Genomic DNA, 13,791 nt, shown 5'->3' on the forward strand with positions numbered 1-13,791 from the left:
AACGGCGCGGGGGCGTGGCCGGTGGGACGCCTGGCCTGATGAGGCGCCGAAGGCGGCTCCTTCCGCGTCACCGGGGCGCGGTCACGCCCGCACCGTCTTTTTCGCGCGGCCTGACCTGCGGCGCAGCACAACTAGTGAAACGCGCAGCGTGTGATCGGCATAGTTCGTGCTGGCCGTGAGGCCACGAGCCGGATGCGGCGATTCGAGCGCCCGCCCCTGCCGGGCGGCGAATCGAGTTTCCGTATGTCGGCATGACGACGTGTATGGGGAGCGGCGCGTGAATCGATCCGAGTCCATGCCTGGCCATGACTCCGGCACGGATGACGATCGCATCGCGATCGTCGGAGTTTCCTGCCGGTTGCCCTCCGCGCCAGGTCCGGCGGAGTTCTGGCGGCTGCTGCGCGACGGCGTGAGCGCCGTCTCCACGGTGCCGCCCGGCCGCTGGAGCGCGGATACGGAACTCGGCCCCGGCGCGCACGGCGCGTTCCTGGACGAGATCGACCGGTTCGACGCCGGGTTCTTCGGGATCTCACCCCGTGAGGCCCGCGCGATGGATCCCCAGCAGCGGCTGACGCTGGAGCTCGGCTGGGAGGCGCTGGAGAACGCGCGCACCGCGCCCGACTCCCTCCGCGGCACCGACGTCGGCGTGTTCATCGGCGCGATGGCCGACGACTACGCGTTGCTGAGCCGCCGGAGCGGCGCGGCGGGAATCGGCCATCACTCGCTCACGGGCGTCAACCGCAGCATCCTCGCCAACCGGGTCTCGCACTTCCTGGCGCTGACCGGCCCGAGCATGGCCGTGGACACCGGCCAGTCGTCATCGCTGGTGGCGGTGCACCTCGCCTGCGAGAGCATCCGCCGCGGCGAGTCCGACATGGCCCTCGCGGGCGGGGTCCAGCTCAACCTCGCCGCGGAGGGCGCCCTGGCGGCCGCGGAACTCGGCGCGCTGTCCCCGGACGGCAGGTGCTTCACCTTCGACGCGCGGGCGAACGGTTACGTCCGCGGCGAGGGTGGCGCCGTCGTCCTCCTCAAGCCGCTGTCGCGTGCCCTCGCGGACGGCGACCACGTGTACTGCGTCATCGCGGGCAGCGCGGTCAACAACGACGGTTCCGGCGAGGCGCTCACCACCCCGAGCTCCCGGGCACAGGAGCGGGTGCTGCGGTCGGCGTACCGGCGCGCCGGCGTGGACCCGGCGAGTGTCGGCTACGTCGAGTTGCACGGCACCGGCACCAGGGTGGGTGATCCCGTCGAGGCCGCCGCCCTCGGCGCGGTGCACGGCGCGGGCCGTTCGGACGCGCCGCTGTGGGTGGGATCGGCCAAGACCAACGTCGGCCATCTGGAGGGCGCCGCCGGCATCGTCGGGCTGCTCAAGACCGTGCTGGCCATCGAGCACCGCCTGCTGCCGCCGAGCCTGAACTTCGAGCGCCCGAACCCCGCGATCCGCTTCGACGAGTGGAACCTGCGGGTGGTGGGGATTCCGACGCCCTGGCCGGTGAGCCACGGCGACGGTGACGGCCGGCTCGTCGCGGGCGTCTCGTCCTTCGGCATCGGCGGCACCAACTGCCACCTCGTGCTGACCTCCGCCCCGGAGCGCGTCCACCCGATCCCGGTGACCGTCGAGGAGCGGCCCGAGACGTCGTCACCGGTGTCCTGGCCGCTGTCCGGCCACACCGAGAGCGCGCTGCGGGCACAGGCGGCCCGGCTCGCCCGCCACCTCAGGGAACGGGAGGACCTCACGACCGGCGACGTGGCCTGGTCGTTGGCGACGACGCGAGCCGGCCTGCGCCACCGGGCGGTCGTCATCGGGGACGGACGCGAGCGACTGCTCCAGGGGCTGGAGGCGCTGTCGGAAGGACGCCCCGCGCCGGGGCTGGTACGCGGCAGGACCGACGCCGATCCCGGTTTCGGTGGCATGCCCGACACCACGCCGCCGACCGGCGTACGGCGACACCCCGGCAGGCAGGTCTTCGTCTTTCCCGGCCAGGGATCGCAGTGGGCCGGGATGGGGGTGGAACTGCTCGACTCGTCGCCGGCGTTCGCCGCCGCCATGGCGGAATGCGAGGCGGCGCTGGCGCCGTTCGTCGACTGGTCGCTGACCAGCGTCGTGCGGGGGGAGCCCGGTGGCCCCCCCAGGGAACGCGCCGACGTGATCCAGCCGGTGCTGTGGTCGATCATGGTCTCCCTGGCGGCACTGTGGCGGTCGTACGGTGTGGAACCGGCCGCGGTGGTGGGCCACTCGCAGGGGGAGGTCGCCGCCGCGTGCGTCGCGGGCGCGCTGTCGCTGGAGGACGGTGCCTGGCTCGTGACCGCCAGATCGAAGCTGATCACCGAGGTCCTCTCCGGCAGGAGCGGCATGGTCTCGGTCGGGCTCCCACCGGAGGTCGTGGAGGACCGGCTGGCCCGCTGGGCGGGCCGCCTGTGTGTCGGCGCCGTGAACGGCCCCTCCTCCGTGGTGGTGTCCGGGGACAACGAGGCGCTGGCCGAGATGATGGCCGAGTGGGCGGACACGGTGCGGATGGGCCGGGTCAACATCGACTACGCCTCGCACTCCTCCGTGGTCGAGCAGCTCGAGGAGCGCCTGGCGCCGCTGCTGGCGTCGATCCGGCCACGCAGCTCGGAGATCTCCTTCTACTCGACGGTGACCGGCTCCCCGCTGGACACGGCGGAGCTCGACGGTGACTACTGGTACCGCAACCTGCGCAGGCCGGTCGACTTCCAGGGCGCGGTCGAGCGGCTGCTTGCCGACGGTTTCGGACCCTTCATCGAGGTGAGCCCGAACCCGGTACTGGTCGGCAGCATCCAGGAGAGCGCGCGGACCGCCGGCCGTCCGGCGATGGCCGTCTGCACCCTCCAGAGGAACAACGCCGGGCTCTCCCGGGTGACGACCTCGCTCGCCGAGCTCCACGTGAACGGGGTGGAGATCGGCTGGGAGAGGTTCCTGCCCGCGGGGTCCCGGGTCGAGCTGCCGACGTACGCGTTCCAGCGTGACCGCCACTGGCTGGAGGAACCCGGCCCGGAACGACAGCGGCAGGAAGCGAGGCCGCGGCCGGAGCCGGTCACGGCGGACGACGAAGGACCCGACGCCGGCCGGCGGCCCGGCTCCGGCGACCCGCTGGACCTGGTCCGCGACGCGTGCGCGGCGGTCCTCGGCACCTACGACCCCGATGGGATCGATCTCGGCCTGCCCTTCAAGGAGCTCGGCTTCGACTCCGCGATGCTCGTCGAGCTCACCGCCCGGCTCGGTTCGGCCGACGGGCCGGCGCTGACCGCCACCGCTCTCTTCGATCACCCCACGCCGGCCAGACTCGCCGCCTTCCTGGGGTCAACAGCCGCCACCGGTTCCGGCCCCCTGCCGCCGGAGCCGGTGGCCTCTCCTCCGACGGCCGACGAGCCCATCGCGATCATCGGTATGGCCTGCCGCTATCCGGGCGGGATCGACTCGCCGGAAAGCCTGTGGCGGCTGGTCGACGCCGGTGTGGACGCCGTGTCGGCGCTGCCCGCCGACCGGGGCTGGCGGATGGGGGACCTCGCCGCGGACCACCCCGGCGGCTTCCTCCACGACGCGGGAGACTTCGACGCCGCGTTCTTCGGGATCTCGCCGCGTGAGGCGCTGGCGATGGACCCGCAGCAGCGGCTGGCGCTGGAGGTCACCTGGGAGGCGGTGGAGCGGGCCGGAATCCCGCCGTCGTCGCTGGACGGCACCCGGACCGGTGTGTATCTCGGCGCGATGGCGCAGGACTACGGGGTCCGGATGCACGAGGCGTCCGGCGACGCCGAAGGCTACACGCTGACGGGCACCTCGCCCAGCGTCCTGTCCGGCCGGGTGGCGTACACCCTGGGGCTGGAAGGCCCCGCGATCACGGTGGACACCGCGTGCTCGTCGTCGCTGGTCGGCCTGCACCTGGCCGCGCAGGGGCTGCGGTCGGGGGAGTGCTCGCTGGCACTGGCGGGCGGGGTCACCGTCATGTCGACGCCGGGCATCTTCCTGGAGTTCGCCAAGCAGGGCGGCCTCTCCCCGGACGGGCGGTGCAAGGCGTTCGCCGACGCCGCCGACGGCACGGGATGGGCCGAGGGCGTCGGCGTGCTCGTGCTGGAACGCCTGTCGGACGCCCGCCGCAACGGCCACCGGGTGCTCGCCGTGCTTCGCGGGTCGGCCGTCAACTCCGACGGCGCCTCCAACGGCCTGACCGCTCCCAGCGGCGTCTCCCAGCAGCGGGTGATCCGGCAGGCCCTGGCCGGCGCCGGGCTCTCCCCCGCGGACGTGGACGTGGTGGAGGCGCACGGTACGGGCACCAGGCTGGGCGACCCGATCGAGCTCGGGGCCCTGCTGGCGACGTACGGTCAGGACCGGGACCGGCCGCTGCTGCTCGGGTCGATCAAGTCGAACATCGGTCACACCCAGGCGGCCGCGGGGGTCGCGGGCGTGATCAAGATGGTGATGGCCATGCGGCAGGGGATCGTGCCGCGAACCCTGCACGTCAACGCCCCCACGTCGCACGTGGACTGGTCGGCCGGCGCGGCCGATCTGGTGACCGAGCGCGCCGAGTGGCCGGAGACCGGGCGGCCCCGCCGGGCCGGGGTGTCGTCGTTCGGGATCAGCGGCACCAACGCGCACGTGATCGTCGAGCAGCCGTCCGGACAGGACGAGCCCTCCGGGTCCGGTACGACACCCGGTACGACATCGGGGGCGTCCACCGTGGTGCCCTGGGTGGTCTCCGGCAGGACCGAGGCCGCGCTCGACGCCCAGATCGATCGGCTGACGTCCTCCGTGGCCGGGGGCGGAGTGGGTCCGGCCGACATCGGCTACTCGCTGGTGACGGCCCGCTCGGAATTCGCCCACCGGGCGGTGCTGCTGGCAGGAGGCGACGGCGTGGCCGAGGTGGCGCGCGGCGTCGCCGGCGCCCCCGGCCCGCTGGCGGTGCTGTTCGCGGGGCAGGGCGCGCAGCGGATCGGGATGGGCCGCGATCTCGCCGTCCGGTTCCCGGTCTTCGCCCGCGCGCTGGACGACGTGTTCGCACGACTGGCCGACAGGCTGGAGAGGTCCCCGATCGAGGTGATGTTCGGCGCGGACGCCGCGCCACTGGACCGCACCGAGTACGCCCAGCCGGCGCTCTTCGCGATCGAGGTGGCACTCTTCCGCCTGGTCGAGTCCTGGGGCGTGACCCCGGATCTCCTGGTGGGGCACTCGATCGGCGAGATCGCCGCCGCCCACGTGGCCGGTGTGCTGTCGCTGGACGACGCCTGCACGCTGGTCGCCGCCCGGGGCCGGTTGATGCAGCGCCTGCCCGAGGGCGGGGCGATGGTGTCCGTCCAGGCCGGCGAGGCGCAGGTCGAGCCGGTGCTGGAGGACGGGGTCGTCATCGGCGCGGTGAACGGTCCGTCGTCCGTCGTGATCGCCGGAGCCGAGGACGCCGTCCTGCGAGTCGCCGCGCGCTTCGACAGGACCGTCCGCCTGCGGGTGAGCCACGCGTTCCACTCGCCGCTGATGGAGCCCATGCTGGCGGAGTTCCGGGAGATCGTCGAAGGGCTGACCTTCCAGCGTCCGGGGACGCCGATCGTCTCCACCGTGACCGGCGGGCCGGTCGACGCCGCCTACCTGTGCTCGCCGGAGTACTGGGTGGACCACGTCACGCGTCCGGTGCGCTTCGCCGACGCGATCCGCGCCGCCGGGGCGGCGGGGGCGGAGACGTTCCTGGAGCTCGGTCCGGACGGTGGGCTGTCGGCACTCGTCCACCAGAACCTGTCGGGACCGGTCGCCTTCCCCATCCTGCGCAAGGACCGTGGCGAGGAGGCCGCGGCACTGGCGGCGGCCGCCCGGCTGTACGTGCACGGGACGCCGGTGCGGTGGCCGGAGTTGTTCTCCGGTACGGCGGTTCACCGGGTGGACCTGCCGACCTACGCGTTCCAGCGGGAGCGGTACTGGTCCGAACCCGCCGCGGCCGTGGGCGACGTCGCCTCCGCCGGACTGGACCGGCCGCGACACCCGCTGCTCGGCGCGGCCGTTGAACTGCCCGACACCGGTGGATTCCTGTTCACCGGTCTGGTCTCGACAGCCGCGCACCCTTGGCTGGCCGACCACGTGGTGGCCGGACAGGTGCTGTTCCCCGGCACGGCCTTCGTCGAGCTGGCCGTACGGGCGGCCGCCGAGGTCGGCTGCGGCCTGGTGGAGGAACTCACGCTCACCGCGCCGCTCGTACTGGCCGAGCGGGGCGAGGTGCGACTGCAGGTGGCGCTCAGCGCCGCCGAAGACGGCGGCGGCCGGACGATCGGCGTGTACTCCCGGCCGGCGGACGAGCCGGACGCGCCCTGGGTTCGGCATGCCACCGGGCTGCTCACCCCTGGCGTGCCGCGCGTCCCCGACCCCGGCATGGACGTGTGGCCCCGCGCGGACGCCGTCCCGGTGGACCTCGGCGGTTTCTACGAGCGGCGGGCGGAGGCGGGCTTCTCCTACGGCCCCGCGTTCCAGGGGGTGCGCGCCGTCTGGCATACCGACCGGGAGGTGTTCGCCGAGGTCGCCCTGCCCGAGGGCCTGGCGGCCGACGCGGTCTCGTACGGACTGCACCCGGCCCTGCTCGACGCCGCGCTGCACGTGGCGTCCCTCGCCGGGCTCGACGAGGCGGGCGGCGGGCTGCTGCCGTTCTCCTGGACCGGGGTGGCCCTGCACGCGTCCGGCGCCTCGACGCTCCGGGTCCGGATGAGCGGGGCCGGTACGGACGCGATCACGCTGGTCGTGGCCGATGCCGAGGGCGGCGTGGTCGCCTCGGTGCGCTCCCTCGCGCTCCGGCCGAACGATCCGCGGCGCGCGGTGCGCACCGGCGGCGGACCGCTGTTGCGACTGGACTGGCCGCTCGCGCCGGAATCCGAGAGCGAGGAGCGCCCGGCCAGGCGCTGGTCGGTGCTCGGCTCCGACGATTGGGGTCTCGTCGCCGCCCTGCGCGCGGCCGGGCAGGCGGTGGACCTCGCGGGTGAGCCGGACCCGGCCGCGGACGTGACGCTCGTCGAGGTCCCGTCCCCGGCGGGGGACGACGTGCCGGCCGCCGTGCGGTCGGTGACCTCGGCGGTCCTGGCCCGGCTGCGGGAGAACCGGCGCGACGAGCACGCCGACACTCCTGTGATCTTCGTGACCCGTGGAGCGGTGGCCACCGATGCCGATACCGCTCCCGACCCCGTCGCGGCGGCGGTCTGGGGCCTGGTCCGCTCGGCGCAGTTGGAGGATCCGGAGCGGTTCGTCCTGCTGGACCTCGACGCCGAGCGGGTGACCGGCGAGACGCTGGTCGCGGCGGTCGATTCCGCCGAGCCGCAGATCGCGGTACGCGACGGCCTGCTCCGGGTGCCCCGGCTCATCGGGGTCGACGGTGACGTCACCTCGCCGACCCCGGAGACCTTCCGGGACACCGACGGCACCGTGCTCGTCACCGGAGGCCTGAGCGGACTGGGCGCGCTCGTCGCCCGCCACCTGGTGACCGAGCACGGCGTACGTCACCTGACGCTGGCCGGCCGGCGCGGCCCGGACACCGAGGGCGCCGCGGAACTGGTGGCGGAGCTGACCGCCGAGGGGGCCGAGGTCACGGCCGTCGCCTGTGACGTGTCCGACCGCGACGCCCTGGCCGGGCTGATCGCCGGAATCCCACCGGAGCACCCGCTCACCGGGGTGGTGCACGCCGCCGGCGTGCTCGACGACGGACTGGTCGGGGCACTGACGCCCGAGCGGATCGACACCGTGCTGCGGCCGAAGGCGGACGGCGCCTGGCACCTGCACGAGCTCACCCGCGACCTCGATCTGGCCGCGTTCGTGGTGTTCTCCTCGGTGTTCGGGACGCTCGGCAACGGCGGACAGGCGAGCTACACCGCGGCCAACGCGTTCCTCGACGCCCTCGTACGGCAGCGTGCCACTCAGGGGCTGGCGGGCCTGTCGATCGGCTGGGGGCCGTGGCCGCAGGACACCGGGATGACCGCCGCCCTCACCGAGACGGACCTGCGGCGCATGGCCCGGGTCGGGCTGCGCCCCCTGACCGGCGAGCAGGGACTCGCCTGGTTCGACGCCGCGATGGCGAGCCCCGAGCCGGTGGTGGTGGCGGCGCGGCTGGACCGGGCCGCACTCCGGGCGCGGAGCCACGTCCCGGCCGTCTTCCGCGCCCTGGTGCCCGCCTCCATGCGGCAGGCGGCTGTCGCGTCCGCCACCTCCGACGCACTCGGTGCCCTGTCGGGAGAGGCACTCGCCGAGGCCGTGTCCACGCTGGTGCTCGGGCAGGTGGCCGCCGTGCTGGGACATGCCTCGGCGAACGCGATCTCGCCGGACCTGACCTTCCAGGACCTCGGCCTCGACTCCCTCACCTCCGTGGAACTGCGCAACCGGCTGATCGAGGCGACCGGTATCCGACTGCCCGCCACGCTGGTGTTCGACCGGCCCACCCCGGCGGCGGTGACCGGCTTCATCCGGGAGCGACTCGACGACGTCGACGCGGTCTCCGCGCCGCCCGCCCCCGTCACGGCCCCCGTCACGGCCCCGGTCACCGGGGACCCGATCGTCATCGTCGGCATGGCCTGCCGGTATCCGGGCGGCGTCACCTCTCCGGAACAGCTCTGGGAGCTGGTCACCGAGGGCAGGGACGCCATCTCGGACTTCCCGGCCGACCGAGGCTGGGAGCTTCCGGACGCGTCCTTCGCCCGCGCGGGCGGATTCCTGCACGACGCCGCCGAGTTCGACGCGCGGTTCTTCGGGATCTCGCCGCGAGAGGCGCTGGCGACCGACGTCCAGCAGCGGCTGCTGCTGGAGACCTCCTGGGAGGCCGTCGAACGGGCCGGCATCGACCCGCTCACCCTGAAGGGAAGTCCGACGGGTGTCTTCGCCGGGCTGATGTACCACGACTACCCGTCAACGGGCGACGGGGCACCGGACGAGCTGCGGGGGATCGTGGTCAACGGGACCACGGGCAGCGTGACCTCCGGGCGGGTGTCGTACACGCTGGGCCTGGAGGGTCCGGCGGTGACGGTGGACACCGCGTGCTCGTCGTCGCTGGTGGCGCTGCACATGGCGGCGCAGGCGCTGCGCTCGGGCGAGTGCTCCCTGGCGCTGGCCGGTGGCGTGACCGTGATGTCCACCCCGAACACCTTCATCGACTTCTCCCGCCAGGGCGGTCTGAGCTCTGACGGACGGTGCAGGGCGTTCTCCGATTCCGCTGACGGCGTCGGCTGGTCGGAGGGCGTCGGAGTGCTGGTGCTGGAACGCCTCTCCGACGCGCGGCGCAACGGTCATCGAGTTCTCGCGGTCGTGCGCGGCTCGGCTGTCAACCAGGACGGGGCGTCGAATGGTCTGACGGCGCCCAACGGCCCTTCACAGCAGCGGGTGATCCGGCAGGCCCTGGCCGGCGCGGGATTGTCCTTCGCCGATGTCGACGTGGTGGAGGCGCACGGGACCGGGACGACGCTGGGCGACCCGATCGAGGCGCAGGCGTTGCTGGCGACCTACGGTCAGGACCGGCCGGAGGATCGGCCCGTGCTGCTGGGGTCGATCAAGTCGAACATCGGTCACACCCAGGCCGCGGCGGGTGTGGCGGGTGTGATCAAGATGGTCATGGCGATGCGCGAGGGCGTGGTGCCGCGCACGTTGCACGTGGACGAGCCGTCCTCGCACGTGGACTGGAGCGAGGGCGCGGTCGAGCTGGTGACCGAGGCACGATCGTGGCCGGAGTCCGGGCGCCCGCGCCGGGCCGCGGTGTCGTCGTTCGGGATCAGCGGTACCAACGCGCACGTGCTGCTGGAGCAGGTGGAGCAGGCGGCGCCCGCGGATGGCGGCGAGAGCGGGGCAGGGGCCGTTCCATGGGTGGTGTCCGCACGTTCCGAGGAGGCGTTGCGGGCGCAGGCGGCCCGGTTGCTGTCGCATGTGGAGAGCCTCCCCGGGGTGGGATCGGCCGAGCTGGGGGTGTCGCTGGCGACGGCTCGTTCGGTGTTCGAGCATCGGGCGGCGGTGGTGGGGGTTGAGCGTGCCGAGTTGATGCGAGGTCTGGCCGCGCTGGCGGAGGGGGTCCCGGCCGCAGGTGTGGTGACCGGTCCGACCCGGGGTGCGGCCAAGCCGGCGTTCTTGTTCACCGGTCAGGGGAGTCAGCGGGCGGGGATGGGCCGGGAGTTGTATGCGCGGTTCCCGGTGTTCGCGGCGGCGTTGGACGAGGTGGTCGCGGAGCTGGACCCGCTGCTGGACGGGTCGTTGCGCGAGGTGCTGTTCGCCGAGCCGGGGTCGGCGGAGGCGGAGCTGCTGGATCGGACCGGGTGGGCGCAGCCCGCGCTGTTCGCGGTGGAGACCGCCCTGTTCCGCCTGGTGTCCTCGTGGGGGGTGCGGCCGGAGGTGCTGGCCGGCCACTCGGTCGGGGAGATCACCGCCGCCCATGTGGCGGGGGTGCTGTCGCTGGCCGACGCGTGTGCGCTGGTGGCGGGCCGGGCGCGGTTGATGCAGGCGTTGCCGTCCGGTGGGGCGATGGTGTCGGTGCGGGCCGCAGAGGAGGACATCGAGTCGTTGCTGGCCGGGCGTGAGGACGAGGTGTCGGTCGCGGCGGTGAACGGCCCGTCCTCGGTGGTGATCTCCGGGGTGGAGGAGGCGGTTCTTGAGGTCGCTGCCGCTTTGGAGGAGCGGGGGGTCAGGACGAAGCGGTTGCGGGTGTCGCACGCGTTCCATTCGCCGCTGATGGATCCGATGCTGGAGGACTTCCGCACGCTGGCCCGGACGTTGACCTACGGTGCGCCGCAGATCCCGGTGGTGTCCACGCTGACCGGTGAGGCGGCCACGGCCGAGCGGTTGTGCTCGCCGGACTACTGGGTGGACCAGGTCCGAGGTGTGGTCCGGTTCGCCGGCGCCGTCCGGACGCTGCACGCCCAGGGGGTGCGGGCCTACCTGGAGCTCGGCCCCGAGGGGGTGTTGACCGCGATGGCGGCCGACACCCTCGCCGCCGACCCGGATCGGCCCGTCGCGGACGCGGCGCTGGTGCCGGTACTGCGCGGGGACCAGGACGAGCAGACGGCGATCATGACGGCGCTGGCCAGGCTGCACGTCCACGGGGTGCCGATCGACTGGCGGGCGGTCTTCCCCGGCGCCCGCCAGGTGGAACTGCCCACGTACGCCTTCCAGAAGGAACGATTCTGGCCGAGCGGCCGGCGCGGCGGGGACGCGCGAGGCCTGGGGCTTGAGACGGCGCTCCACCCGCTGCTGGGAGCGGTGATGGTGTCGCCGGAGTCGGACGGGGTGATCCTGACCGGACGGCTGTCGGCGTCGACCCATCCGTGGATCTGCGACCACGAGGTGCTGGGACGGGTACTGCTGCCCGGGACGGGATTCGTGGAGCTGGTGGTCCGCGCGGGCGACGAGGTCGGCTGCGCGGTGCTGGAGGAGCTGGCACTGCAGGCGCCGCTGGTACTGCCCGAGACCGGCGGGGTGCGGATCCAGGTGGTGGTCGACGGCCCCGGCGAGACCGGCAGGCGCGCGGTCCGGGTGTATTCCCGGGCGGACGAGCCAGATGGCGGCGACTGGACGCTGCACGCTCAGGGAGTGCTGGCGGAGCGGACGGTGGAGCCGGAGTTCGATCTGACGCAGTGGCCGCCGGCGGGAGCGGCCGAGGTGGACATGACAGGGGCCTACGAACGGCTGGCCGGGATCGGTTATGGCTACGGACCGGCGTTTCAGGCGTTGCGCGCGGCGTGGCGCCGAGGGGAGGAGCTGTTCGCCGAGGTCGTACTGGGTGAGCGGGCGGCCACCGAGGCCGGGCGGTTCGGGATGCACCCGGCCCTGCTGGACGCGGCGATGCACGTGTCACTGATCGACCCGTCGGGCGTGGCGAGCGGCGGCCGGGCGGTGTTGCCGTTCGTGTGGCGGCAGGTGGTGCTGCACGCGGCGGGTGCCTCGACGCTGCGGGTACGGGTGCGGCATTCGGGCGAGCACACGTTGACCTTGGACGTGGCAGATGAGAACGGCCGTCCGGTGCTGTCGGCGGGGTCGATGGTGGGGCGTCCGGTGTCGGCGGAGCAACTGGGTGCGGCAGGGGAGCAGTCCCTGTTCCTGGTGGAGTGGAACCCGATCGAGACGCCCGTGGCCGGTGCGGCACGGGTGACGGAGTGGTCCGCGCTCGCCGCCGGCCGGTCACCTGACACGGCTGTCGATGCCGCCGATTCGGTTGCGGTGGTGGACTGCACGACACCGCCGGCCGGAGAGACGCCGGATGTGGTGCGCTCGGTGGCCGGCGGCGTGCTTGAGGCGCTGCAGGCGTGGCTGGAGCGGGAGGGCCCGGGGGCGGCACCTCTGGTCGTGGTGACCAGGGGTGCGGTGTCGGTGGAGGCGGGTGCGGACGTGGATGTGGCGGTCGCGCCGGTATGGGGGTTGGTGCGGGCGGCGCAGGCCGAGCATCCCGGCCGGTTCGTGCTGCTGGATCTGGAGGAGGGCCAGGAACGGGACGCGGCGGTCCGGGCGGCGGTGGCCTCCGGCGAACCGGAGACGGCGCTGCGCTCGGGGACGTTCCTGGCGCCCCGGCTGGTCAGAACGGCCCAGCCGGAGCGGTCCGTTCTGGACTCTGTCGAGCAGCCCGAGGGCTCCGTCGGGCTGGCGGCGGGGACGGTGCTGGTGACGGGTGGTACGAGCGGGTTGGGGGCGTTGCTGGCTCGCCGTCTGGTGACCGACCACGACGTGCGTTCCTTGCTGCTGGTGAGCCGGCGGGGACCGTCGGCCGAGGGGGCCGGGACGCTGGTGGCGGAGCTGACGGCGCTGGGGGCGGAGGTTCGCGTGACGGCGTGCGATGTCGGGGATCGGGACGCGCTGGCACAGGTCGTGGGGTCGATTCCTGATTCGGCCCCGCTGGTGGGCGTGGTGCACGCGGCGGGAGCGTCGGACAACGGTGTGGTGGAGGCGTTGTCGCGGAGCCGGCTGGACACGGTGCTGCGACCGAAGGCGGATGCGGCCTGGCACCTGCACGAGCTGACCAGGGAGCTGCCGCTGGCGATGTTCGTGCTGGTGTCCTCGGCCGGTGGGCTGGTCCTGGCGGCGGGACAGGGCAACTACGCGGCGGCCAACGTGTTCCTGAACGCGCTGGCGGCCTATCGGCGGTCGCGGGGGCTGGTGGCGACGTCGCTGGCGTACGGGCTGTGGGATGTGGCCACCGGAATGAGCTCCGAGCTGTCCGACGCCGACCGGGACCGGCTGGCCCGGCTCGGGTTGCCGGCCCTGTCCGCCGCCGAGGGGCTGCGGCTGTTCGACGTGAGCGTACGGACGGATGCGGCGATGACGGTGCCGCTGCGGGTGGACGTGGAGGTGTTGCGGGGCCGCGGCGGCGAGGTGCCGGCGTTGCTGCGAGGGTTGGTACCGGCGAGGCGGCCGGTCCGGGCGGCCGCCGGCGGCGGCGGAGAAGGCGGGCTGCGGCGGCGGCTGACCGGCCTGGACGTGGGCGAGCGCGAGCGGGCGCTGGAAGAGCTGGTACGGCGGCAGGTGGCGGTGGTGCTGGGTCACGCGTCGGGAGACGCGGTGGAGCCCGATCGGGCCTTCAGCAAGATGGGACTGGATTCGCTGGCCGCGGTGGAGTTGCGCAACCAGCTGGCCGCGGCGACGGGGTTGTCGTTGCCCGCGACACTGGTCTTCGACTACCCGACCTCGTACAGCGTGGCGGAATTCCTTTACGGGGAGCTGTTCGGCTCGGTGGACTCCGAGCAGGTCGCGGATCTGCCCGTGGTGCGGTCGGTGGCCGATGATCCGGTCGTGATCGTGGGGATGGCGTGTCGTTATCCGGGTGGGGTCTCCTCTCCGGAGGATCTGTGGCGGCT

General features: G+C 73.5%; 1 protein-coding gene. It reads left to right on the forward strand.

Translation table 11 applies throughout. The annotated features are described in order from the left end of the window. Positions 1 to 277 precede the first annotated feature (277 nt). Positions 278 to 13,791: SDR family NAD(P)-dependent oxidoreductase (locus AB0K21_RS42640; RefSeq protein ID WP_364158583.1), on the forward strand; the 13,514-nt coding region annotated here is incomplete at its 3' end.

It is taken from the genome of Streptosporangium sp. NPDC049248 (genome assembly GCF_040678965.1).
GTDB lineage: Bacteria > Actinomycetota > Actinomycetes > Streptosporangiales > Streptosporangiaceae > Streptosporangium > Streptosporangium fukuiense.